The sequence below is a fragment of the Limnovirga soli genome, from assembly GCF_013106755.1.
Classification (GTDB): domain Bacteria; phylum Bacteroidota; class Bacteroidia; order Chitinophagales; family Chitinophagaceae; genus Limnovirga; species Limnovirga soli.
The window spans coordinates 243,023-268,480 of sequence record NZ_WHPF01000005.1 but is presented as its reverse complement, the minus strand read 5'-3'; the positions used below and the strand labels follow the sequence as shown (position 1 = coordinate 268,480).

The 25,458-nt window shown below is 39.8% G+C and carries 24 protein-coding genes and 1 riboswitch; of the genes, 10 read left to right on the top strand and 14 right to left on the bottom strand.

The features are described 5' to 3' along the window. Positions 1 to 50 precede the first annotated feature (50 nt). The gene (locus GD597_RS08410) at positions 51 to 1,403 is read right to left on the bottom strand and encodes an APC family permease (RefSeq protein ID WP_171607388.1); all 1,353 of its coding nucleotides are present in this window, start codon (positions 1,401 to 1,403) and stop codon (positions 51 to 53) included. A gap of 198 nt (positions 1,404 to 1,601) precedes the next feature. Next, positions 1,602 to 1,786: riboswitch (cobalamin riboswitch) on the top strand. A gap of 134 nt (positions 1,787 to 1,920) precedes the next feature. On the opposite strand from GD597_RS08410, the gene GD597_RS08405 reads away from it, so the two are divergent. Genes GD597_RS08405 through GD597_RS08390 form a run of 4 tightly spaced genes read left to right on the top strand, consistent with a single transcriptional unit; the run spans position 1,921 to position 5,749 of the window. Continuing rightward, positions 1,921 to 3,891 carry a TonB-dependent receptor plug domain-containing protein gene (locus tag GD597_RS08405; protein ID WP_171607387.1) on the top strand — a complete coding sequence of 657 codons (1,971 nt, stop codon included), beginning with the start codon at positions 1,921 to 1,923 and terminating at the stop codon, positions 3,889 to 3,891. Between the two features lie 22 nt (positions 3,892 to 3,913). Further along, positions 3,914 to 4,492 (top strand): DUF6580 family putative transport protein, encoded by a 579-nt coding sequence (locus GD597_RS08400; protein WP_171607386.1) that lies wholly within the window; start codon positions 3,914 to 3,916, stop codon positions 4,490 to 4,492. Between the two features lie 45 nt (positions 4,493 to 4,537). After that, positions 4,538 to 5,143 (top strand): alpha-ribazole phosphatase family protein, encoded by a 606-nt coding sequence (gene cobC, locus GD597_RS08395; protein ID WP_171607385.1) that lies wholly within the window; start codon positions 4,538 to 4,540, stop codon positions 5,141 to 5,143. Positions 5,144 to 5,170: 27 nt separating this feature from the next. Continuing rightward, the gene (locus GD597_RS08390) at positions 5,171 to 5,749 is read left to right on the top strand and encodes a MarC family protein (protein ID WP_171607384.1); all 579 of its coding nucleotides are present in this window, start codon (positions 5,171 to 5,173) and stop codon (positions 5,747 to 5,749) included. 185 nt (positions 5,750 to 5,934) lie between these two features. Here the strand turns inward: GD597_RS08390 and GD597_RS08385 are convergent, their stop codons facing one another. The 5 genes from GD597_RS08385 to rlmD all read right to left on the bottom strand — a co-directional run bounded on the left by GD597_RS08385 (position 5,935) and on the right by rlmD (position 11,020). Then, the gene (locus tag GD597_RS08385) at positions 5,935 to 6,381 is read right to left on the bottom strand and encodes a GNAT family N-acetyltransferase (protein ID WP_171607383.1); all 447 of its coding nucleotides are present in this window, start codon (positions 6,379 to 6,381) and stop codon (positions 5,935 to 5,937) included. 334 nt (positions 6,382 to 6,715) lie between these two features. Beyond that, positions 6,716 to 7,855, bottom strand: coding sequence for an endonuclease/exonuclease/phosphatase family protein (locus GD597_RS08380; RefSeq protein ID WP_171607382.1), 1,140 nt, complete (start codon positions 7,853 to 7,855; stop codon positions 6,716 to 6,718). Between the two features lie 14 nt (positions 7,856 to 7,869). Next, a complete protein-coding gene (locus tag GD597_RS08375) occupies positions 7,870 to 8,793 on the bottom strand; it encodes a rhomboid family intramembrane serine protease (RefSeq protein WP_171607381.1) in 924 nt (307 codons plus the stop codon). Positions 8,794 to 8,852: 59 nt separating this feature from the next. Next, on the bottom strand, positions 8,853 to 9,551 hold the full coding sequence (locus GD597_RS08370) for a rhomboid family intramembrane serine protease (RefSeq protein WP_171607380.1): 699 nt from the start codon (positions 9,549 to 9,551) through the stop codon (positions 8,853 to 8,855). 41 nt (positions 9,552 to 9,592) lie between these two features. Then, positions 9,593 to 11,020 carry a 23S rRNA (uracil(1939)-C(5))-methyltransferase RlmD gene (rlmD, locus tag GD597_RS08365; protein ID WP_171607379.1) on the bottom strand — a complete coding sequence of 476 codons (1,428 nt, stop codon included), beginning with the start codon at positions 11,018 to 11,020 and terminating at the stop codon, positions 9,593 to 9,595. A gap of 352 nt (positions 11,021 to 11,372) precedes the next feature. Between rlmD and GD597_RS08360 the strand changes: the two genes are divergently transcribed. Further along, positions 11,373 to 13,280: an alkaline phosphatase gene (locus GD597_RS08360; RefSeq protein WP_171607378.1), complete on the top strand. Its 1,908-nt coding sequence runs from the start codon at positions 11,373 to 11,375 to the stop codon at positions 13,278 to 13,280. 97 nt (positions 13,281 to 13,377) lie between these two features. Here the strand turns inward: GD597_RS08360 and GD597_RS08355 are convergent, their stop codons facing one another. From GD597_RS08355 to GD597_RS08320, 8 genes are all read right to left on the bottom strand, one after another. Beyond that, positions 13,378 to 14,253, bottom strand: coding sequence for an ABC transporter permease (locus GD597_RS08355; RefSeq protein ID WP_171607377.1), 876 nt, complete (start codon positions 14,251 to 14,253; stop codon positions 13,378 to 13,380). Further along, positions 14,231 to 15,166, bottom strand: a complete 936-nt coding sequence (locus tag GD597_RS08350; RefSeq protein ID WP_171607376.1) for an ABC transporter ATP-binding protein — start codon at positions 15,164 to 15,166, stop codon at positions 14,231 to 14,233. Before GD597_RS08350 ends, GD597_RS08355 begins: the two co-directional genes overlap by 23 nt. Positions 15,167 to 15,426: 260 nt before the next feature. Beyond that, positions 15,427 to 16,515 (bottom strand): mechanosensitive ion channel family protein, encoded by a 1,089-nt coding sequence (locus tag GD597_RS08345; protein ID WP_171607375.1) that lies wholly within the window; start codon positions 16,513 to 16,515, stop codon positions 15,427 to 15,429. 8 nt (positions 16,516 to 16,523) lie between these two features. After that, complete coding sequence (locus tag GD597_RS08340; protein ID WP_171607374.1) at positions 16,524 to 17,342, bottom strand: hypothetical protein; 819 nt, start codon at positions 17,340 to 17,342, stop codon at positions 16,524 to 16,526. Then, positions 17,330 to 18,088, bottom strand: coding sequence for a UDP-2,3-diacylglucosamine diphosphatase (locus tag GD597_RS08335; protein WP_171607373.1), 759 nt, complete (start codon positions 18,086 to 18,088; stop codon positions 17,330 to 17,332). The genes GD597_RS08340 and GD597_RS08335 overlap by 13 nt, the downstream gene beginning before the upstream one ends. Positions 18,089 to 18,091: 3 nt before the next feature. Continuing rightward, complete coding sequence (locus tag GD597_RS08330; protein ID WP_171607372.1) at positions 18,092 to 18,523, bottom strand: gamma-glutamylcyclotransferase family protein; 432 nt, start codon at positions 18,521 to 18,523, stop codon at positions 18,092 to 18,094. Between the two features lie 289 nt (positions 18,524 to 18,812). Beyond that, complete coding sequence (locus GD597_RS08325; protein WP_171607371.1) at positions 18,813 to 19,559, bottom strand: NUMOD4 domain-containing protein; 747 nt, start codon at positions 19,557 to 19,559, stop codon at positions 18,813 to 18,815. A gap of 335 nt (positions 19,560 to 19,894) precedes the next feature. Beyond that, positions 19,895 to 20,941: a 3-oxoacyl-ACP synthase III family protein gene (locus GD597_RS08320; protein ID WP_171607370.1), complete on the bottom strand. Its 1,047-nt coding sequence runs from the start codon at positions 20,939 to 20,941 to the stop codon at positions 19,895 to 19,897. A gap of 254 nt (positions 20,942 to 21,195) precedes the next feature. Here GD597_RS08320 and GD597_RS08315 point away from each other — a divergent pair, with 254 nt between their 5' ends. From GD597_RS08315 to GD597_RS08295, 5 genes are all read left to right on the top strand, one after another. Further along, the gene (locus GD597_RS08315; protein ID WP_171607369.1) at positions 21,196 to 22,320 is read left to right on the top strand and encodes an acyltransferase family protein; all 1,125 of its coding nucleotides are present in this window, start codon (positions 21,196 to 21,198) and stop codon (positions 22,318 to 22,320) included. A gap of 176 nt (positions 22,321 to 22,496) precedes the next feature. Continuing rightward, on the top strand, positions 22,497 to 23,195 hold the full coding sequence (locus GD597_RS08310) for an RsmE family RNA methyltransferase (RefSeq protein WP_171607368.1): 699 nt from the start codon (positions 22,497 to 22,499) through the stop codon (positions 23,193 to 23,195). A 67-nt stretch (positions 23,196 to 23,262) separates the two neighbouring features. Next, positions 23,263 to 23,652, top strand: coding sequence for an HYC_CC_PP family protein (locus tag GD597_RS08305; RefSeq protein ID WP_171607367.1), 390 nt, complete (start codon positions 23,263 to 23,265; stop codon positions 23,650 to 23,652). 193 nt (positions 23,653 to 23,845) lie between these two features. Next, positions 23,846 to 24,133, top strand: coding sequence for a heavy metal-binding domain-containing protein (locus GD597_RS08300; protein WP_216368542.1), 288 nt, complete (start codon positions 23,846 to 23,848; stop codon positions 24,131 to 24,133). A gap of 18 nt (positions 24,134 to 24,151) precedes the next feature. Beyond that, positions 24,152 to 25,432: an efflux RND transporter permease subunit gene (locus tag GD597_RS08295; protein WP_171607366.1), complete on the top strand. Its 1,281-nt coding sequence runs from the start codon at positions 24,152 to 24,154 to the stop codon at positions 25,430 to 25,432. The last annotated feature ends 26 nt before the right edge of the window (positions 25,433 to 25,458 follow it).

Here is a 25,458-nt window from a genome sequence, read left to right as displayed (position 1 = left end):
TACTAGCTGCTTACGAAGGTATTTTTATGTAACCTGCTTTGGTATCAATATTAAGCCTCCGTTGTGTCACTCACTTGTACGTTCTTACCGTTATTCAGCTTTTTGGTAATAAAATAAATAAGCATAAAGGCCGCCAAAACTATAATGCCGGTTATAGCAGTATCAGGTTTATCTATGGCAATGCTAATGCCTACAAAAGTATAGGCAAGTATAAAAATAATGGGCAGCAGCGGGTACATCTTCATGGCATAAATACCGGTGCCATCTAAATGTTTGGTTCTTTTGCGCAGCATAAAAATGGCGCCTGCCGATGTTGCCATACCAAAACAATCCAGAAAAATAGTAAAGCTTAATATCTCATCAAAGGTTTTGGCAAATTGCAGAATAACAATACACATGGCCGCAAATACAGTTAGCGATACTACCATCACATCTCTCTTAGCAGATTTTTTTTGAAACACTTTTGGCAGTACCCCATCCTCGCTCATGGCAAACATTACACGTGGATTACTCATCAGTAATACATTTACATAAGCCAGTACAGACAAAAACAATAATGCCGAAAACACATTACCGCCTGCTTCTCCAAATAGTTTGGTAGCTACAATTTTTGCAATCTCGTTTTTATTACGCAGGTCATCAAAACCAAGTACGGTATAGTAGGAGTAATTTACCAGCAGGTATAAACCAATAATAATAATAATGCCCATAAATATGCCTTTGGGAATATTCTTAGATGGTGTTGCTACCTCATTACCAAAGTTGATGGTTTGCTGGTAACCACCATATGTAAAAGATACCGATACCAATGCAAGACCAAGCGCTTTTATATAATCAATAAATTCAACAGGTTTACCTGTTGTATCAATTGGGCCCTTATAATGCGTAGATGGTATAAGCAGCGCAGCAATCAACATAAGTATCATGCTTATTTTTATGAGCATTAATACATTTTGCGTTTTGGCACTCATTTTTAAACCCATCAGGTTTACGCCATAAAAAACCAATATGGCCGATACGGCAATAAGGGATATTACATTATCGGATGGTGGTTGATTAAATATAACCTGACTAATATAGCCCGAACCAATCAATGCCACACCGCTTAAGGAGGCGGCATTTGAAATAAGGATAATACAATTGATAGAAAAGGCAATCGACGGATGATAGGCATAAGAAAAAATGCGGTAATACCCACCGGTTACCGGATAGCGGGAACCAATTTCGGCATAGGTTAAGGCGCCACACAAGGCAATAAAACCACCCACCAGCCAGGCTATAAAAAAAATATTGGGGTCGTTGGCAGCTTTGGCAGAAGTAGATGCAGTGCGAAATATACCCATACCAATTACCAGCCCCACCACAATCATGGTAAAATCGAACCTGCTTAGTTTTTGTTTCATGTGCCTTTTATTTCAAAAAATTGTATAGCTGAAAAATTTGATTAAAGATGCAAAATGTTTTACACCTAATTGCTGTAATGTAAAAAAACTTATTTGATTGTTTGGTCTTAATCTTACACTTTTGCAACGGATTTGGTTTTGAAGATGATTTGCTGATTATAGTATCGGCAGTACAAGAGTGCGACGCAAGTAATGTTGACAATTGCTTTGTTGCCCGGTACAAAATCATCCTAAAATTAAAAGGGAAGTCCGGTGTAATTCCGGCGCTATCCCCGTAGCTGTAAGTTTTTTATACTGTTAAATCTTCATACCACTGTGTTGTTACACGGGAAGGTGTTTAACAGAAAACGAGCCAGAAGACCTGCCAGATACCAATTATTTAATCGCTGAGCTTTCGGGTGAAAGGCCGGAGATGTTAACTTGTCTAACTGCAGTAGGCTGTTTTCATTTCTATTCGTGTTTCATGTTCTGAAAGCTCATCCTTCGACATTATTAACCACTTAATCGAAAGATGAGCATGAAAAAAATTCTTTTCTCATTGGTTGCACTTGCTGCAACACCATGCATTTTTGCACAAAAAGATAGTACCGTAAACCTGTTGAATGAAGTAGTGGTAACTGCTACAAAATTTCCGGTTAAACTAAGTACTACAGGTAAGGTATTAACAGTAATTAGCCGCCAGCAATTAGAACGCAGCGAAGGTAAAGACCTGGCACAGCTGCTAAATGAACAGGCAGGTATTTCGGTAAATGGCGCCAACAGTAATCCGGGTAAGGATAAAGCGGTTTATGTGCGGGGCGCCAAATCAGATTACACCTTAATTGCTATTGATGGGGTACCGGTATACGATCCTTCGGCCAGCTATTTTGATTTTCGTTTAATGCCGTTGGATAATATTGAACGCATCGAAATTTTAAAGGGCAGCCAGTCTACCTTATACGGTGCAGATGCTATTGCAGGTGTTATAAATATTATTACCAAAAAAGGCAGTAACAAAACACTGTCACCTTATGCTACTGTGGGTTTTGGTACCTACAATACCGTAAAAATGAATGCCGGTATTAATGGCGGCAAGCAATTCTTTACCTACAATATTGGCTACACCCATTATAAAACAGATGGCTTTAGCGAATCGGCAGACAAAACCAATAGCGGCAATTTTGATAAGGATGGGTATGAGCAAAACTCGCTAAATGCCAATTTCGGTATCAGGGTAAATAAACAGGTTAGCATTAACCCCTACCTGCGTTATAGCAAGTTTAACGGAAGGTTGGATGGTGATGCCTTTGCCGATGATAAGGATTATACCTATAACCTTAAAAACATGCAGGCCGGTGTAAAAACAGAATGGACAATGGGCAAAGCCACTTACCGCCTGCTGTATAACTACAATAATATTCATCGCAATTACCTGAACGATTCCCTGTTAAAAGAAACTGCATTTGATGGCTACTCAACAGGTAACTATACCGGTAAAGAGCATTTTGCAGAAGCCTATATTAGCCTGCCGGTAAACAAGCAAATTAGCTTTGTAGGCGGGGTTGATTACCGTAATTCAAATACCGAAGTACATACAGCCGGCATATACAAATATGTTTTTGATGCAGGAATTTATTCTGGAACTTATGAAAGCAATATCGCAAAAGATTCGGCTAAACAAAAGCAGGTGGGCATTTATGGTGCGCTAATTTATGTGGGCAAATCTGGTTTTCATGCCGAGCTGGGTGGCCGGTATAACAACCATTCTGAATATGGCAATAATATGGCCTATAATATAAACCCATCCTATTTTATAAACAAGCAGATAAAACTATTTGCCAATATTTCTACTGCATATAAAGTGCCCACCTTATACCAGTTATATTCTGAGTACCACAATCCATTTACCACCCTGCAGCCGGAAAAAGCCATAAGCTACGAAGGGGGTGCACAATATTATGCTACCAACAATTTATTTACAGCCAGGGTGGCCGTTTTTAACAGGCAGGTAAAAGATGCTATTGCTTTTTATTACGATGCAGCTACCTATGCCAGCTATTTTATAAACCAGGATAAACAAAACGATTGGGGCTTTGAAATAGAACCAACCCTCAACTTTAAAAACAAAGGGCAAATTATACTGGCCTATGCACATGTAGATGGAAATTTAACCACCAAAAATGCCGGTAAAGACTCCACCTATTTTAACCTGCTAAGAAGGCCAAAAAATACCTTTAGCGCTACATTCAATTATCCGGTAACCAAAAAATTATTTGCAAGCCTGGCCATTAGAAATTTTGGCAAACGTGCCGATTTTGATTTTACCAGCTACCAGGCACTAACCCTAAAAGCCTATTGGCTGGTAGATGTATATGCTGAATACCGCTTTACCAAAAACATAAAATTCTTTGCCGATCTTAAAAATATTACCAACACCAGCTACCAGGAACTGGCAGGCTATAATACCATGGGGCGTAATATAAATGCCGGCATAACCGTACATTTTTAATCCTACTTTAAAAAAATACACTATGTCAATCCCAAAATTTAACCCCCGAAATATTGTACTAATCATTATCATAATAGCTGTGTCAGGCATACGCCTGGCCATAAACCTGGGTGCATCAATTGGTCCGTTGGCCAATTATACACCGCTGGCGGCCATGGCATTATTTGGTGGCGCCTATTTTACAGGCAATATAAAACCATATGCATTTCCATTACTTACCTTATTGGTAAGCGATGTTATATTATCCTACACCGTTTACGCATCTTCCCGCGAAGGCATTTTATATGGTGGCTGGTACTACACCTATGGCGCATTTGCTTTAATGGCTGTTTGTGGTAAGTATATGTTACAGAAAGTAACCGTGCAAAGGGTGGTTATGGCCGCAATAGCAGCGGTATGCATTCACTGGATAGTAACCGATTTTGGTGTATGGTTAGATGGCACCACGTATTCAAAAACACTGGCAGGCTTTAACGCCTGCCTTACTATAGCAATACCATTCGAGGGTAGATTGCTTACTTCCACTATTATGTACAGCAGTATTATGTTTGGGTTATTTGAGTTGATGCAACAAAAATATCCCAGGCTGCAATTGGCCTAAGCATTATTTTTAGGCGGCAGCAAATACCATAAATACAATCATTATATGGAAATATACCTCATCCGCCATACTACACCCAATGTTGAAAAAGGCATTTGTTATGGCCAAACCGATCTGGATATAACCGAAACTTTTGCCACCGAGGCCAGGGCCATAAAACAGGTGTTACCACCACAAATACCGGTGGTATTTAGCAGCCCATTGCAACGTTGCAGTAAGCTGGCGGCGGAATTATTTCCTGCACACGAAATAAATTTTAATGCCCAGTTAAAAGAATTGCATTGCGGTATTTGGGAACTGCAAAAATGGGACGATATCCCCGCCCCCGAATTAAAAACCTGGATGGCCGATTTTGTAAACGTACAGGTGCCCGGTGGCGAAAGCTATACACAACTCTATACCCGTACCGTAGATTGTTTTAATCAAATAATTACCCAACACCAGCAGGCGGCCATTGTTTGCCATGCCGGTGTGGTACGCAGTATATTATCCTATATTACCAATACGCCCTTAATAGATTCCTTTAATGTATTTAAACTCTATTATGGTTGTGTGGTAAAAATAACCCGGCAGCAAACTGGTTTAACCTACCAGCTATTACACAATATACCACCGGCGCAGCCTGAGCAGCACCGGCCAACTAACCTGTAAACTGCTAACTTTACAAAAAAACCGTGTATGCAATTCGAGTACGATAAACTCATTACCGTAACCTTTACCTTGTTTGCAGTAATAGATGTGCTGGGCTCCATACCCTTGCTGGTATCCTTAAAAGAAAAAATGGGCGGCATACGCACCTTGCCGGCTACCTTAATATCCGGCGCACTCATGATTATTTTTCTGCTCATTGGCAAACAGTTTTTAGCCATCATGAGCCTGGACATACATTCTTTTGCTGTGGGCGGTTCTATAGTCATGTTTTTGCTGGGTTTAGAAATGGTATTAGGGCTCGAGATTTTCAAAAGCGAGAACGATATCCGTTCCGGCACCATTGTACCCATTGCATTTCCCATCATTGCGGGTAGTGGTACACTCACTACCATCATGTCATTAAAAGCCAATTACGATCAGCTCTATATTTTCCTGGGCATACTTTTAAACCTGCTCTTTGTATACATTGTATTACACTCCCTAAAATGGATTGAGCGGGCCCTGGGCCCCGCCGGTTTACTGGCCATTCGTAAATTTTTTGGTGTAATACTGCTGGCCATTGCCGTAAAAATCTTTAGTACCAATATTGGCTCATTTGGCAAATAAATGCAGGTTGGTTAACCGGCAGTAGAACAATGCCGATGCATTCGTTGTGTCACTCACTTGTACGGTTGGTAATGCTATGCAGCTTTTAGGGAAGAGAAAGGGTTTTGTTGATGATTAAATCCATGAGGTATGGTAACCTGTTCCCTGGGGTTCATTTTTAGTCCACCTGTTTGAGCCGGTGACAGTTATCTGTTCCTACTTTTTGCCCAGTCGGTATACGTCATTTCAAACTTGATTTCTTTTGTTCCGTGATTACCAACTTCCCTCCAGCCAGCTTTTCTGTAAAATTTTTCTGCTCTTGTATTAAAAGCAGTTCCTAGCCAAACGGTTGCTTTGGTTTGATTAAAATACCAGTCCAACATTGTGTTGTGAAGCAGTTGCCCAATTCCTTTTCCCTCAAATTTGGGATCTAGAAATAAGGCCCAAATATTATTTTCTTTCAGGTCAGCAATAGCAAATCCCACAATTTGGTTGTCAATTTCACATACCCAACCTTTACCTCTTACAGTTATAAACGCTTCGCAATCTTCATCTGTCACCAGGTTGGGGTTTGACAAAGTATTTTCTTTTACAGTGTTTCTTACAATTTGAATTTGTTTTATGTCGTCAATTGTAGCTTCTCTAATAATCATAAATTATTTCATTCATTTATTTTTCTGTCATTGGGGGGGGCGTTCTAAATTGTCAATTGATTATTGTCATGGTTTGGGATTGCCTAACCGCTATCTCAACAATACATGATATAAACAACCAATAATAAAAATAAAAGGGTTTATTTATCACCTCAATACAATTGTATTTATAATAATAATGGCCCCGGCTTTTATTTGGCATTTTTCTACATTAAGGAAGCAGTTCGTCTAATGTCACCTGTACATAAAAGCCCAATAAACTATCCCCCGCACAAGTGTGCGACGCAAGTAAAGCCGCAGGTGCTATCTGCTGCCGGGCTCATAAAAAAAGCTATTATTTTTTCCAGGCTACATCCGAAATAACGGGGTAATGGTCAGAGAGTTTTATTTTATTGCGTTGGCATTGCTGTACCTGCAAAGCAGTATCGGCCAGGCATACATCTATACGCAGCGTGGGGCCTATTTTATAAAAAGTATTGCCAATACCCGCCCCCTTTTGCAAAAACGCATCCTGCAGGTTATTGCCTTTTAATAATACATAATTATAAGAAGTGGGGGTAATATTCAGGTCGCCGCAATAAATAATAGGGTAAGGGCTTTTATTCATTTCGTTGCGTATAATGGTTACTTCCTGCTGGTGTTTTACCTCGGTTTCCATTACTTTATATTGGGCATCTTTTCTGCGTTTATAGGTTATCTCGTAAATATTCTCGCCCTTTTTAGCATCTCCGGCTGTATCGGCATAAATGGTAAACGATTGCAGGTGCGCCGTAAAAATGCGTACCGGTTTATTATTAAAAACTATATCGGCATAAATCAGGTTCTCGCTTTTTTCGTCGTGATTAATGGTGATACGGCCGGTATCGGTAATGGGGTATTTACTAAAAATGGCCACCCCATCCTCCACATATACGGTCGGGTTTTTAGGAAAACTACCCGCCCTGTCTTTAGAACAATAGGAATAAGGGTAGCCCAAAGTATCCAACTGTTTACGAATAGAAATACGGCGCTTAGAGTTTTCTATATTGGTATATTCCTGAAAACACAAAATATCGGGGTTATAGCTGCGCATAGTAGCCAGCATTTCATCGCGGCTGGTTTTATACGCCGATTTTGATTTTTTCTTACGCAGATAACTGGTAAAACCCTGCACATTCCAGGTCATAACCCTTAGGGTGCTGCTATCTTTGCTGGCCTGCCAGGGAATTTCGGTTCTTAGGGCAATGGTATTTAATAAATTAATAGTGCCTGCTGGCAGCAAACATAAAAGCACTATGGCCAGTTTACGTTCAGCAAAAAAATTAATAATAATAGCCAATATAAACCCCACCAACAAGTAAGGGAAAGCAAGCGTACCAATACTAATAAAAGAAAAACTGGCCGGTGGTATAAATGTACTTAACGATGCCAGCACATACATACCGGCCAATGCTATATTAGCCGTAAGCCACAAGGTTTTTACAATTGATTTCATAGGTGGTGTGGCCATTAAATATCTTCCTGACTGGCTTTTTTCAAAAAGGCTTTTTCTTCCTCCGTTAAAGCCTGGTAACCCTGCTGATTGATTTTATCTAACAGATCATCCAGCTTCTGCTGGGTAACCCGGGGCGTTTTGCTAAAGGGTTTGCGTTCTGTTTTATAAAAATTAAAAGTCTTTTTTTTGGTGCCATGTTTTTTTTCGGGGTTAAACAGGTCGTTTAGCCAATCGTAAAACTGTAGCATCCAGTTACCAATATCATTGCCTTTTTGCAGTTGCTTTACAAAAATAAACCCAATAGCGCCGCCGGCAAGGTGGGCTACGGCATAGCTACCGCTGCTGCTGGCAATGGTAGCATAATCTATAGCCACAAAAATTAAGGTAAGCACCCACAAGGGTATGCCCCCATTAATCATGGGGAAAATTCTATAGTCCGGGGCTAAAGTAGTTGCAGCCAATGCCACCGCCATTACTGCAGAACCTGCACCCAAAAAAGGCAAAGCATTAGCAGAGGCAGCACTATATTGTGGAATTAAATTAGAAGTAAGTATAAAGAATAAAGCACCTGCCAGTCCGCCATAAATATACACCGGCATTAAGCGGGTATTGCCTGCCAGGTCTTGTAAAATAGTACCAAAGCCCCATAACCAAAGCAATGTGCCTATTAAGGCCCAAACGCTTAAGTGGGCAAACATATAGGTAAGTATGGTCCAGGGTTTATACAATAAAACACCTGCATTGGCAGGTAATGATACCCAATTAAGTATCTGGCGGGTAAATTGTTCTTCTGCAATCAGGTTAGCATCGTATGCCAGAAAATAAACAATTTTTAAAAAATTGAGGATAATAAATACAATGGCATTAATAACAATAAGCCAGGTTAAGGCATTATTATCTTGTCCCAGTAATAACGGATTTTGTTTGTTGCGTGGCATTGATGATTTTATTGAATGCTTTACAGGTTATTTACTGCATAAGCAAATTATACATTATTCTAAAACGTTCGCCGGTTTGTTTTGTTCCAGAAATACACCATTAAAAAACCGGCCAATGCACCGCCCAAATGCGCCACGTGTGCTACATCATCACCGGCACTGTTTCTAAAGGCACCCAACAACTCAACGGCAGTATAAAGTAAAACAAACCATTTTGCCTTTAATGGGAAAAGAAAATAAATATAAATAGTCATATTGGGGAACAGGTAACCAAAAGCAGCCAAACAACCAAACACAGCCCCCGAAGCACCAATGGTGGGTTGATTAAGTATGTTTTTTACATTATCAGCATAAAACATTTGCTGATCAGCACCCATGGCATTAAACTGGTTTACAATATCCTGGTTTTGAAAATACAATACGGTAAGGTGACAAAGTGCTGCACCAAGTCCGCTAACAATATAAAAAGTAAGAAACCTGTTTGGCCCCCAAAGATTCTCTAAAATTGAACCCAAAAACCATAGGGCAAACATGTTAAAAAATATATGCATAATGTCTGCATGCATAAACATATGGGTAATCAACTGCCAGGGTTTGTATAAAGAACTCTGCAAAGTATGCAGGGCAAATACATCCTCCATATTAAACTGATCAGCCGGTATCACATTCTGCGCCAGAAAAACCAGTGCATTAATTACCACAATATTTTTTACCACCGTGGGTAACATTTGAAAACCGCTAGGCCTGAATGAAGACATATGCTATCTCTTTTGCGCTTTAATTAAAATAATCCTGCTACTTATTTCCGCAGTTTTAGTTGTACTACATTTTCAATATGCAGTGTATGCGGAAACATATCTACGGGCTGTATTTTCTCTACGGTATACTTTTCATCCAGCAATGCCAAATCCCTGGCTTGCGTGGCCGGGTTACAACTTACATATACAATTACCGGTGCCGCCATATCCAATAATTTAAGTACCAGTTTTTCATGCATACCAGCCCTTGGCGGGTCAGTAATTACCACATCGGGTTTGCCATGTGCTTCAAAAAAAGCATCATCACAAATTTTTATTACATCACCACAAAAAAAGGAAGCATGCTCAATACCATTTAAAACCGCATTCTCATGGGCATCTTTTATGGCATCTTCCACTACTTCTACCCCAATAATTTTTTTAGCCTGTTTACTTACAAAAATGCCAATGCTGCCGGTACCACAATACAGGTCGTAAACTGTTTGGCTGCCATTTAGTTCGGCAAAGTCGCGGGTAATGCTATATAATTGTTCAGCCTGTTTTGTATTGGTTTGAAAAAAAGATTTTGGGCTAATCTTAAACCTAAAATCTTCCAATGCTTCTATTATATACCCATTGCCAAAATAGGTAACCGGTTCTAAATCGTACAGGCTATCGTTTACCTTGCCATTAATGGTATATAATAGGGTAGTTATAGCTGGAAATTGCGCCAGCAAGCTATCCAGCAATGCTTTACGCATGGTGGCTTCTTCATATCCCAGTACAATATTTATCATTATTTCACCGGTACTGGCCATACGCACCATGGCATTTCGCAACCAGCCATGTTTATGCTTTATATCGTAAAAACTAAGCCCGTTTTCAATAACAAAAGCACCAATTGCTTTCCGTATTTCGTTCGATGGCTCAGCCTGTAAATGACAAACATCAATCTCCACCACTTTATCAAAAACGCCTTTGGCATGAAAACCACCTACCTGCCTGTTAATGGCCGCATCAGTATCTTCCCCCCTGGCTTTCATTTGCCTGAAAATATCATCCGGTACAAAATTGCGGTTGGCATAGGTATACTCCAGCTTATTGCGGTATTGGGTGGTTTGTGTACAGCCAATAATGGGCATAATAGGTGGTAATGCTACTTTTGCAATACGTTGCAGGTTATCAGTAACCTGTTTTTGTTTGTAGAATAGCTGTTGTTCATATGGCAGCATTTGCCATTGGCAGCCGCCGCAGGTGCCAAAATGCTGGCAAAATGGAGTGCTTCTCAAAGCCGAATAGGATCTGATGCGAATGGCTTTACCCTCGGCCCAGTCTTTTTTGTTCTTGTATAACAAAACGTCTACCACATCGCCGGGAATGGCAGCTTCAATAAAAATTACTTTACCATCTACTTTCGCCAGCGATTTGCCTTCCGCTGCATAGTCTTCTACCGTAATATTTTCCAGTATTACCTGTTTTTGTCTTCTCACGGCGCAAATGTAACTCTCAAACAACAGATTTCTATAGTCCTATGCATTCATAAGAAATTTTTATGAAGCCGGCAGTTGTATTATATGGCATCGCCGCTTGCGTCGCACTCTTGTACTTTCGGTTTTTATGGCAGCAGGCAATCACTAAGCAGATTTAAAATAACCACCTTTCTATAGGCATCCTCAACAGTGGGTATTTGAATTGCCATACACTGCCTGCTGGTTCAAATACATTAGTTTATTGTTATTTATGTGCAAATACAATATGGTATTGTGCTTGTTTTTACTTTAGTTGCCTAAAATTATACAGTCCAATCCACCGGCTGCTTATAAACATAAATACCTGTTAACAATGAAATACAATAACTACTTTTTGTGCTTGGTTTTCTTAGTAGTGGCCCTCCCGGCGCTATACGCCCAGCAGCCCATTGGCACCACATGGAAACCACTGAATAATATCACTGATTGGTCGGTAGCCAATGCACATAGCCATAACGATTATCAGCAATCCTCGCCTTTTACAGCAGCTTATGCAGCCCAATTTGGTTCTATAGAAGCAGATATATTTTTGTATAAAGACAGTTTATATGTTGGTCACGAATTAAAAGATATTGGTTTACATAGAACCCTGGGTACTTTTTACCTGCAGCCTCTGGCCAGCCAAATACAGCAACATGGCGGTTACCCATACGCAGATACCACCCGTACCCTTCAATTATTGATCGACATAAAAACAACCGCCATTCCCACCCTGCAGCTTTTAATTAAACAACTGCAAAACTTTAAAGCAATTACCCATTGTACCCACCTAAATATTGTAATTACCGGTAACCGGCCACCTGTAAACACCTGGGCCAGCTACCCCGATTTTATTTATTTCGATGGTAATGTGGCAGATACCTACCCAGCCAGCCTATTACCCAAAATTGCCATGCTTAGCGCCAGTTTGGAAGATTTTACAACCTGGAATGGCAAGGGCAGGTTAAATACTGTTGATTCATCAAAGCTTGCCCGGGTCATACAAACAGCACATAACCAGGGCAAAAAAATCAGGTTTTGGGCTGCCCCCGATTTTATAAATGCCTGGCTGCAATTAATGCACATGGGCATAGATTGGATTAATACTGATCATATACCCGAATTGGCACTTTTTATGAACCGGTTAAAACAGGATTATTACCAGCAGGCCAAACAGCAACCCATTTATACGCCTACTTATGCAGTTGATGGCAAACCCGGTAAAGTAAAAAATGTGATATTACTTATTGGAGATGGGATGGCATTGCCACAATTATATACCGGCTATGTGGCTAATCATGCACAGCTAAATGTGTTTGCTTTAAAAAATATCGGCCTGTCTAAAACCAGTTCGCTGGATAATTTTATTACCGATTCAGCCCCCGGCGCATCGGCTTTTGCTACTGGTGAAAAATCTAAAAACCGTTCAATTGGTGTGGATGGTACCGGCCGGGCATTACCCCTATTACCCGAAATTTTACACCATAATAATATTGTTACCGGCTTAATCAGCAGTGGCGATATAACCGATGCTACCCCCGCTGCCTTTTATGCACACAATATAGAAAGAGATAGCTCCGTAGCTATTTACCGTAATTTGAAACAATCGCCCATCAAATTTTTGCTGGGTGCAGGCAATGAACATTTGGAGAATATTGCCATTTTAAAAGAGAAAAACAGGCCATTGCTTAGCGGTGATATTTTACATGAATTAACCCCCGCTTTTACTATTGCCAATACAATTGACAGCTTTAACCCCAATGCAGGTACCCGAATGATTGTTGTGGATAAACAAGCCGGCTTATCTATGCAAGAAGGCCGGGGCAACTGGTTACAAATTGCTTTTGAAAAAGGGCTGGCCAGTTTATCGGCCAGTGGTAATGGCTTTTTTTTAATGACCGAAAGTGCTCAAATTGATTATGGCGGACATGCCAACAATATTGGCTATGTGGCAGAAGAAATGCTTGATTTTGATCAGTTGGTTGGCAAGGCCCTGGCCTTTGCAGATAGTAATAATGAAACCCTGGTAATTGTTACCGCCGACCATGAAACCGGTGGACTTACCCTGGTAGATGGCGATTATAGTACCGGACGAATAGGCGGCCACTTTGCTACCTCCGATCACACTGCATTACCGGTAATGGTATTTGCCTATGGTCCCGGCGCACAAAATTTTTCCGGAGTATATGAGAATACGGCTTTGTTTGGTAAAATATTGGCTGCTTTTGGTATAAAGCAATAGTTAACCGTATTACCTGCCAGCTGCATAATGTGTCAGGTGCACAAGTGTGCGACGCAACCGGGCTTCATGCATTTACAACAGTTGGGCCAACAATAACTTAACTAAGCACATCTTTTCTTTTAAATATGATTACCGATGCGGTTACCAACCCTATAATGTGCAGCACCAACACCATTGCGGAGTTTAATAATTTCTCGGGGTTTTGTATGCTGCCGGGTATAACTACATTTTGGGCATCAACTTTCTCGTCAAAAAACTCCTTCCAGTTTACCATATGGGTAGTAAACAAATAGGGTTGAATTTTTTGAAAGAGCGGTATGGTCATGGTGCTTAAAATGGTAAAAATAATAATGATGCTCATAGTACTTACAATGGGGCCAATGGAGTTATCGGCAAAAAGCGATAGAAAAAAGCCTAAAGCTGTTACAGTTAACATGGCCAGCAATGCATACCCAAATGCACCAATATATCGCCAGAAAACATCGTTCTCGGCTATTTGTACCACATAAGTTGTTTTTTGTATCAGCAGGTCATCGGTGCCAAAAAGCCATATGCTTAGTGCCAGGGCAAAAACGGCAATCCATACCAACAGCATAAAAGTATATACACTGGCGGCCAAAAATTTGGCCAGTATAAATTGTGTTTTACTAACGGGTTTGGTTAGTAATAAACGCAGGGTGCCCATATTGGCTTCGCCGGAAATCATATCGGCAGCAATTAAAGCTATTAGCAGGGGAACATGTATCAGCAATAATTGTAAAATAATATAGCATACCAGGTAGGCATTTAAAATTTGACCGTCAAATTCAAAATTGTCTTTCAGGCTGCTCATTAGAAAATCTACATAGGCCTGCCCGTCCATTTTAAGGCCTAATTGTATAATGCCAATTAACGCAGTGATGGCCGCAAATGAAATATAGGTGCGGGGCCTGCGAAATATTTTATATAACTCAATTTGTAAAAGCTTCCACATATTGTTTGCCTGATGTTACCTGTAAAAAGAAATCTTCCAGTGTATGTCTTGGTTGTAATGATAGTAGTGCGCAATCCTGTTGTACCAGCCATTTATGCAAATCGGGTAATGAATTGCGGTGTAGCTTTAGCAATATGGTATGGCTGCGTTGCGGCTGCAGGTATTGCTGCCAACTGCTTTGCTGTAATAATACCATACATTGTTTATTGTCCAGTGTGTCTATTTCCACAATGGTTTGCGAAGGGTCGAACAATTCTGCTGCCGAACCTTCTACAATTTTTTTGCCTTTATCTATAATCAGCACCCGGGTAGCAACCTGTTCAATCTCGTTAAGTAAGTGCGATGATACAAAAACGGTTTTGCCCATTTCGCGGCTCAGGTGCAGTATAAGGTTTCTAACATCGGCAATACCTTGTGGGTCTAGCCCATTGGTTGGCTCGTCAAGAATAATAAGTTTGGGGTTATGTACCAGCGATATGGCAATGCCCAGCCTTTGTTTCATACCCTGCGAAAAAGTTTTTACCTTATCGTTTTCACGGCCGCCAAGGCCTACCATATGCAACTGATCGGTGATTATTTTTTTGGTGCAATGCACCCCGCTTAATTTGGCAAACAGACGCAGGTTTTCGTAGGCAGACAGGTATAGATACATATCCGGCTTTTCTATAATGGCACCTACCTGTTGTAAAATTTGATGACGGTGGGTTTTAAGGTTTAGGCCAAATAGTTCAATTTCGCCTTCGGTTGGCGTAATTAAAGTAAGCAACATACGTATGGTGGTAGATTTACCGGCGCCGTTTTGGCCCAGAAATCCATATACATCTCCGTTTTGTACGGTGAAAGAAAGATTGTTAACTGCCTTTATATTGCTGAACTGTTTGCTTAGCCCGGTTACTTTAATAATGTCCTGCATGTTAGTATATAACAGTAAAGGTAGCCAAGTGTTGAATGTGTAAAATATAAATATTACCAATAATTTTTAGCGGTGCATTTGTTAGTGGGCAGTATTACTTTGTGCGGCGGTGGTTGTGTCACTCACTTGTACTGCAGGGCTTTGTGGCGGCAGGTAATACATAATACCATTGCCTTTAAATAGCTGCTGAGGGTTATACTGTACAAGAGTGCGACGCAAGTGGGCGGCCATTTGCTTTGTGGACGGGTACATAATGGCATTTAAGGTTTTGGCACTATAATATTGGGTGCATTGTTTACCAGTTGTATTTGCCGGGCTTGCAACAGTTCAATGATCTGGAAATTTATTTCTTCGCGTATGGCTATAAATTCCTGTAAAGACTGCTCCATAGAAGCAAAAAATTCTATGCTGATAACATGGCCGTTTTTGCCGGTATCGCTTAAGAATACGGTTTGATTTTCTATAAGTGGCTTATTTAGCAATTGCCTTATCAGTGGAATGAGCTGTTGCAATGTGGCAGCGGTAGTGGTGGTTTCCAGCTCTAGTTTTAACTCGGCCCTGCGTTGCGAACGCAGGCTTATATTATCAAGAATGGTATCTACCATTTGCTTGTTGGGTACCGTTATATAAGTTTTATGATCGGTTCTAATACGGGTGCTGCGCAGGCCAATTTTTTCTACCGTACCGGTAAAGCCCTGCACTTTTACGAGATCGCCGGTGGTAAAGGGTTTATCAAAAAAAATGATAAAGGAGGCAATCAGGTTTTCCAGACTTTCTTTGGTGGCCAGCGCAATGGCTGCACCCACAATACTTAAACCCGTTATTAATTTGCTGATATCGTAATTAAAAGTAAAACGCAGAATAAGCAAAAAGCCGGTGAGGTAAACGATTACCTTAAAAAAATCGCCAAAAAATACAATGAGTTGATTATCCGTCTGGTCGGCAGTAAGATTGGCTTTGTCTTCCAGCACAATTGATAAATACCTGATAAGCCTAATGCAAAACCGGATAAATACTACAATTAAAGTAGTATGTACCAGGGCATCTAGAATTTCGCGGGTAGTAACTTTATAAATGGTGACATTTAATATAGAAGGCAGTGTTAGTTTATCCAGTGCAATAATTACAATGGTCACAAACAAAAAAGCTTCCAACGGACCAAGAATAAGTTCTATAAACTCCTTCTTATGAAATGTTTTTCCATTTTTTGAGAAAAGCCTGAATAATAAACCTGCCAGGTATTTAGATAAAATTCTTTTTACAATGATGGCTAGTAAAATAACGCCAAATACTTCCAGATATAAGGCAATGGAATTATCAAAAATGCGGGTAGCTAAAAACTCTTTCATTATATTAATTATTTTCCTGCGCTATAAATAGTTAAACCGCTTTGTGTAAGCACATATAATTTATTCATTGCCATTTGCACTTTTATAGCACCTGCAAGGGCAATAGGGCTGGTTATTTTTGTTTCGTTAAATGTGGCCATATTATATGTGTAAAAAAAACTGCTATCGGTGCTGTTTATTGTGGCATTTGCTATTTGTATATTTTGCCTGCCTTTAAAGGGTATTAGTTTTTTATAAGTACCATAATAATCAAATACAAGGCAGCCTTTGTTTTCATCGCAAATATATAGCTGGCTTTCAGCATCAATAATGCATGTTGGGCGAAATGCTTCCTGTAACAATATTCTAAAATCGGGTGATTGCAATAGTATATTTCCTTTATCGTCTATTTTTTTTAGGGCATTATCCAGCTCATCAAAAACCCAGTAATTATTATCATAACTCTGTGCCACTGCTTTTGCCTGCAAAATACCGGCATTCCGCAAATCTATGGTGTTGCGAATGTTTAGGAAACGATCTGCAATTAATAATGTGCTAAAATCTTTGTAGTAAACAGCAATTTTCATGGGGTTGCTAACGTCCAGCAGGCTTATATCGCCATACCTTCTAACATCGTTAAATACACCAGCAGAATCGTATTGGGCATTTAATTTTTTAACCTGGTTATTCTTGGATAATAAAAAGATGTTGCCGAAATTATCCGTATAAAAATTGGTAAAATTTCCGCTGATGGTTTTCTCCACAACGTATTTAAAAGTGGTATCTCCAGCTGCCTTAACAGCAGTGGAAGCAAATAAGCAAAAAAATAAGATGCTTAGCTTTCCCATTTTTTTAATTGCATATCAGTACCATCAAACACGGCATAGGTAAAATCCCTAATCCAGTCGCCCAGATTAATATAACGGCTATTATTGGCCAAAGAAAAATCTAAAGGATAATGCCTGTGTCCGAAAATAAAATAATCATAATGCTGTTGGGTAAGTGTTTTTTTGCAAAAAACTATTAGCCATTCCCGCTCTTCGCCATAAAACTGTTTATCGCTTTTCATGGTTTTAATACGGCTGCGTCTGCTAAAATAATTGGCTATCCCCACGCCAATATCGGGGTGTAATAAACCAAACAACCATTGGCAGGTGCTGCTGCGAAATAATTTCTTTAGCATTTTATACTTATGATCACCGGGCCCCAGGCCATCGCCATGGCCTATAAAAAACGATTTACCATTCCATTCAAAAATCTTTGGTTCGCGGTACACGGGTATGTTTAATTCTTTTTCAAAATAGCCGCTCATCCACATATCGTGGTTACCAATAAAAAAATGTACAGGTATACCACTATCTGTTAGCGATGCCAATAATCCCAGTAACCTGGTATAACCTTTGGGCACCACTGTTTTATACTCGTACCAAAAATCAAACATATCGCCTACCACAAAAATGGCAGCGGCTGTATGCCTTATACTTTCTAAAAAAGCAATTACTTTTTTTTCCCTTACCAAACTGCCCTCATAATCCGGAACACCCAAATGAAAGTCTGACAAAAAATATATGTTCTTACCCGGCTCAATCTGCATGCGTTACTTATTTAATTTCTGTTGCAGGTACTCCAACACATCTCCCGATTTAATTACCGGATAACCTTCCACACTGCGGTTATACCAATATACCCAGGCTGTTGTGGTGCTGTTATTTTCCAGTAATACTTCACCGGTGGTTCTTATAAACAAAGGTTCTTCGCCTTCATCGGCATGCACACCTTCATAATCGTCCAGTTGTGCAAAGGCCCAGGCAAATTCGTCTTTGTTTTTAATGGTATACAATTCCCCAATAATGCGCAAGTCAATAGTGGTTGGTGTAGCTGCCGGATATTCGCCCATATCGGCCAGCAGGCCTTTAATGGTAGCTTTTGAAACAAACTCAAAATATTCGCTTATGTATTTAAAAGCGGGGTGTTGAAACCCGCTTCTTAAAGATCCATACACAAACAACGTATAAATATCATTATTCATATAGTTGCATTGTTAAAAGGTAATACTGCAAATTTACTTAGTAATCAATAATTAAATCCAGTAAATAAAAGGGCAATTGTTATTGTTGGCCCGGCTTTTTTATTAAATGGCATCGCCGCTTGCCACGCTCGGTTCGGGGTGCTGGACTTGTGGCAGCAAAAACGGCAAATACACCTATAATGCCTAGCGAAAAGGCCAGATCAAACTGGCATTCACAATAAAAAACCCCTGGCAATAAGTTCTACCAGGGGACTTAGAAGTATGTATTTACAAATGATATTGTTTATTATTAGGTTGCGGGCTGTATATCGCCCCAGTTTTCGCCACGTTTAATACGTAGAATTTGTGTATCGGTAACCTTAAATTGTTTTACCAGTGTTTTAATAGGTTTGCCATCGTTTAATAGTTTCTTTAACTGCATTACTTTCGGAATGGTTAATTTGGCTGCTTTTGAATCTTCTTTGCGGCGTTCTTTTTTCTCTGCAATAACAATAGGACTTTTCTGTTGGTGGGCGTAGTTCTGTTCTGGTAACATCCATTTTATATTACTGCTTTTATTATTCAGCTTATCGTGATCTATATGTGAAACGATGGTATGTTTGGGAGATGGTTGCTTGCAAAAATAGGTAGCTACCAGGCGATGTATCAGCGAATGATAGTGTATGGTTCTTTCTTTCAGGTCCTGATTAAATTTTGCACTAAGGTCTTTCTTAAATGCGGCCAGTTCTTTGGCAGCTTCTTTGGCTTCTTTTTTTGCCCCTGATTCCTGTAAGTCTTTTACCGCTCTTGCCATCTTAATGGCTTTGTTTTGTAATTGCTTAAACTTCTTTTCCGCCTTTTCATCGCGGGGTTTATAGAATTTAAGCCTTATTATTTTATACCCATTGATCATAGAACCATTGATAATATTTCCTTTAGAAATTTTATTGAAGGTTCTTATTCTGCCATAATTTGATATTTCTATGGTTCCGCTGTTGGTGTACTCAAAATCAAATTTGATTTCTTTCCATTGCTCCCGGGGGAATTCTTTTGTCATATGGTTTTTGCAATTAAGGTGTGTTAGCAATAAAGGTTATGCTGCTGACGATTCCTAAATTTACGAAAATGATTTTAATATAAACAGCTATAAGTTTTTTGCCAGGTTAAATTAGTATAGGCCTTTTTGCCGGTTTTTTAATTGGGGTTACCGGTTTTTTTGGTATAGCTTAACTATGCCCGCAAGCTACTGTTGCCATTTTGATGCAGATGAAGTGATTGCGACGCAACGATGTTGCTATGAAATAATTGGCTGGTATAATAGCTGCAAATAAAAAACCTCCGGCCATTGTTATGATCCGGAGGTTATATGTTTAGTTGGTTATTATTATTCTTTTACCACTGTATAAGAGTACTTGCCCAGGTAAAACCACTGCCATAAGAGGCCAGACAAACCGTATCGCCCTTATTAATTTTGCCGGCGGCCAGGGCTTCGCAAAGGGCTATAGGTATAGATGCTGCAGTAGTATTACCATAACGTTGAATATTGGTAAATACTTCATCATCGGTAAGTTCCAGTTTCTTTTGCACAAACTCAGCTATACGCAGGTTACTTTGGTTAAGAATAAGCATGTCAATATCTTCCGGTGTTTTGTTATTGGCTGCCAATGCTTCGTGAATTACTTCGGGTAGTTTTGTAATAGCCCTTTTCATTACTGCATTGCCATCCATAACAGGGAAAATTTTTGCATCATCTATCATTGCCTTGTTTACGTATTGTAAGCCAAAATCAGCTTCATCGTAATTGGCCAAGCCTTCTTTCCAGTGATTGGCATGAGAACCCGGGTTAAATACACTTAGTGATTCTGCACCAATACCGTCGCTATGTAAATGGGTACTTAATATACCGCGGTTTTCATCTTCAGTTGGTTGTAGAATTACAGCACCGGCACCATCGCCAAAAATAGTTGAAACCGAGCGGCCACGTGTACTAAAGTCTAATGCAGAGGAATGTTTTTCACTACCAATTACCAGAATGTTTTTATACATGCCAGATTTGATAAACTGATCTGCCACACTAAGGGCATATATAAATCCACTGCATTGGTTGCGAATATCCAGTGCACCTATACTCTTCATGCCCATGGCACGTTGTACCAGCACGCCACAACCGGGAAAATAATAATCCGGTACCAGGGTGGCAAAAATAATAAAGTCTACATCGTCTTTGGTAATACCGGCTGCTTCTATTGCCATTTTGGCTGCTTCTACGCCCATAGTGGCGGTAGTTTCTCCGTAGCGGTCTGCGAAACGCCTTTGTTTGATACCTGTGTGAGACTCTATCCACTCGTCATTGGTATCCATGTACTTCATTAAATCAAAATTGGTAACTACGTTCTTGGGTACATACATTCCAACACCAGCGATAACAGTTTTCTTCATAAGTTTTATTTTAGGTATGCGGCAAAGTAACATAAAAAAAGGCTAAGGCAGGCTTTAGAAACAATTAATTAGCATTAAAGAATATCCCTTAAGGTCATATTTTGGTCATTTTGGGATAGTAACTATTGTAATTTTTGAAAGCATTTATTACCTGTATTGATCATTTTTTATGTATTTACCTACCTGTTTAAAGGTTCAGCTACTGAATATTTGCACTTTAATACCTACATTCGGTTTACACAATTTTGTTTGCCATGACCATTTCAATCAACCAAAGATTTACTGCATTAGACGTTTTCAGGGGTATGACTATCTGCCTGATGATTATCGTAAATACACCGGGGGGCGACCCTACTTTTTCTCCCCTGCAACATGCCAGCTGGGATGGTTTTACTCCAACCGATCTGGTGTTCCCTTCTTTTATGTTTGCAGTTGGTAATGCCATGAGTTTTGTAATGAGTAAGTGGACAGATATGAGTACCAGCCAGGTAGTAACAAAAATTCTTAAACGCACCCTCACCATTTTTCTTTTAGGCTATTTAATGTACTGGTTTCCTTTTGTAAAATACGATGATGCCCATAACCTTATACTGAAACCTATTTCAGAAACCAGAATTTTTGGTGTATTGCAACGCATTGCATTGGCTTATGGCGCAACTGCTTTTATGATGTATTTTTTAAAGCCTCGCCTAACCACCATTATTACAATGCTTATACTTATACTTTACTGGCCGGTTATGGTGTATTTTGGCGATAGTGCAGATCCCCTAAGCATGCAGGGAAATGCCGTTTTGCGTTTAGATACCTGGCTAATTGGTACCAAACATTTATATATGGGCGAAGGTTTTCCCTTCGATCCCGAAGGTTTACTAAGCACACTGCCATCTATCGGTAATGTAGTAGCTGGATACCTGGTAGGTAGCTATCTCCAAAAAAATGGTAAAAGCTACGAAGGCCTTGCCAAACTATTAATGATTGGGGTTTTATGCTTTATTATTTCATATTGGTGGAACCTCGGTTTTCCCATCAATAAAAAATTATGGTCCAGTTCTTTTGTTATGCGTACCGTAGGATTGGATTGCATGATACTTGCCTGCATTATTTACTTAATTGATTTTCTGGGCAAAACAAAAAGCGTATATTTCTTTCAGGTATTTGGCCGTAACCCTTTGCCCATCTATCTTCTATCCGAAATAGGGGTTATCATTTTATTTATTATACCCGTAGGCCAATTGTCGTTGTTTCAATGGGTGTATCAAAATATTTTTATTTATGCCGGCAACTATTTTGCATCGCTCTTATTTGCCATCAGCTGGATGTTATTTTGCTGGGTGGCCGGCTATATATTAGATAAGAAGAAAATATACATCAAGGTATAAAGCATTTGTTTGTGGGCGTTTAATTCCCTATTAAGCTTTACTTGTGTCACTCACTGCAAGGTCCTGTTCTTTAATCAGCAAAAAATACCTTTTGCTATACGTCTTTGCAAAGCATAGTGGCACAAATTGACTGAACACTTTTCAATGTCGGGGCAAAAAGTCATCTTTGCAGCAGCATGGCATTACCCATTTTTTATACCAATCAGCCAATCACGGCACAGCAACTTGTTTTATCCGAAGAAACAAGCCGCCATTGCATACAAGTGCTTCGTATGCAGGTGGGTGAACAACTGCAACTAACCAATGGTACAGGCAGTTTATTAACTACTTCTATTATACAGGCTGATAAAAAGCACTGCACTGTGCATGTAGAAACAACCGAACTTTTGCCACCACCCACCAAAAAAGTATCTATTGGTATTTCTGTTTTAAAAAATGCGAACCGCTTTGAATGGTTTTTAGAAAAAGCAACCGAAATAGGGGTTAGCGAAATTATCCCACTTATTTGCCAAAGAACCGAAAGGCAACATTTTCGTTACGACCGTATGAATGCCATTCTTATAGCTGCCATGCTCCAAAGTCAGCAAACCTGGTTACCCATTTTACATGAACCACAACAGGTGCAACATGTAATTGAGCGTAGCACGGCAACGCAAAAACTAATAGCCAATTGCGAGGAAGGGGAAAAGCAACTTATAAAGCAAATCAGCCTCACCAATCATATTCAAATGCTTATAGGGCCCGAGGGCGATTTTAGTCCAGCTGAAATTAAATTGGCCATGCAGCACAATTACCAGGCTGTTTCCTTAGGCAGTACACGCTTAAGAACAGAAACTGCCGGCGTAGTGGCAGCAACATTATTAATGAATGGCTAATCAGCCAACCTTCATTAACAAAAATTAGCAATACCACCCATCTAAATCGCGTACCTTTATTCTGGTTATGAAAAAGCTACTTGTTTTCATATTATCCTTTGTATATATCATGGCGGCCACAGGCGCCAGTGTACACATACACTATTGTATGGATAAACTGGTGGCTGTTAATTTTAAGGCCGATACTAAAAACTGCAAAAGCTGCGGAATGGCCAAAGCCAAATCAGAAGGCTGTTGCAAAGATGAACTGGCCCATATAAAAGTTGATAAAGACCAATTGGCATCCTCCTTTCATTTTAATGGCATCGGCAATATTTTAGCAATAGCTATGCCGCCGCAATATAAACCATCACCGGCAATTTATTTCACCAGTTTGCAGGTGCAACAACCGGTTTCTAATGCACCCCCACCTGATAAATTACCCATTTATCTTTTAAAACGCAGTTTCCTTATATAAACTATCCCCAGGCTTAAACAGGCCATATCCATATTATTTGGCTATAAGGTATGTATGTAGCATACACCCAATTCAGCTATTAATTAATTATATCCATCAGTTCAATCAAGGTGGATATAGCTCATTAGTATTTCTATATCTATTGGTATTTAAACAACAATTCTCCTTTTACTACTATTTTATAAATTGAAAAATGAAAAAAACAATCATTGCACTAGCAATTATGCTATCTATTGGATTGCTAGCATGTAATGGCAGCAGTTCCGTTGAGCAGACAGCAACAAAAGATAGCCCAACAAATGATGCCATGGCTGTAACGGGTGTAAAATATACCTGTCCCATGCACCCTGAAATTATTTCAGATACGCCGGGTAAGTGCCCCAAATGTGGAATGAAACTGGTAGAAATGAAAGATACACTTATGAACAAGCATCACGATTCCATGTCTGTTACACATGATACTATGATGAAGCATTATTAAAAGCATAAATCCATAATCATGGTTCAAAAAATTATTGAACTGGCTTTACGCAACAGGCTTGTGGTGTTGTTAGTGGCAGCATGTCTGTTTGCATGGGGCATATATGCAGTTAAGCAAAACCCCATTGATGCCATACCTGATCTTTCAGAAAACCAGGTAATTGTATTTACAGAATGGATGGGTCGCAGTCCGCAGATAATTGAAGATCAGGTTACCTATCCGCTGGTTAGTAATCTGCAGGGCATACCCAAAGTAAAAAATATTCGGGCCTCCTCCATGTTCGGGATGAGTTTTGTATACGTGATTTTTGAGGATGGTGTAAATACTTACTGGGCCAGAACCCGTGTATTGGAAAGATTAAACTATGCGCAACGCCTGCTGCCACAAGGTATTACCCCAACACTAGGCCCCGATGGCACCGGGGTAGGCCATATTTTCTGGTATCACCTCGATGCCCCGCAAATGGATTTGGGCGAGCAACGGGCATTGCAGGACTGGTATATAAAATTTGCCCTGCAAACAGTACCCGGCGTTGCTGAAGTGGCTTCGTACGGGGGATTTGAAAAGCAGTACCAGCTGGTAATAGACCCGGTAAAACTACAGTTCTACAACATTTCTATGATGGATGTAATGAACAAAGTAAAAGCAAACAATAATGATGTAGGTGGCCGAAAATTTGAAATGAGCGATATGGCCTATATAGTTCGTGGCCTTGGTTATATAAAAAATAAAGATGACCTGGAAGCCATTGCTGTAGGTAATTATAACGGAGTGCCGGTAAGGGTAAAAGACATTGGCACTGTACAAATGGGCGGCGATTTGCGTTTAGGCATTTTTGACAATAATGGCGAAGGAGAATTGGTAGGCGGCATTGTGGTAATGCGTTACGGCGAAAATGCAGACAGGGTGATAACTGATATAAAAAAGAAAATGGGAGATGTGCAAAAAGGCTTACCCGAAGGTGTAAGTTTTACAATTGATTACGACAGAAGCAGTTTGATAGAAGCCGCCATTGATAACATAAAAAGTAAACTGTTAGAAGAAATAAGTGTGGTATGTATTATTGTTATTGTGTTTCTTTTCCACTGGCGCAGCGCCTTGAGTATTATTATACAAATCCCTATCACCATTGCTATCAGCTTTATTTTATTAAATGCATTTGGGTTATCGTCAAATATTATGTCGTTAACGGGTATTGCGCTGGCTATTGGGGTAATAGTAGATAATGGTATTATCATGGCCGAAAATGCATACAGAAATTTGGCAGAATACCAGCGGGATAATACCCCGGATACTTAAGCTGCGTATAGTGCTGAACGCACAAG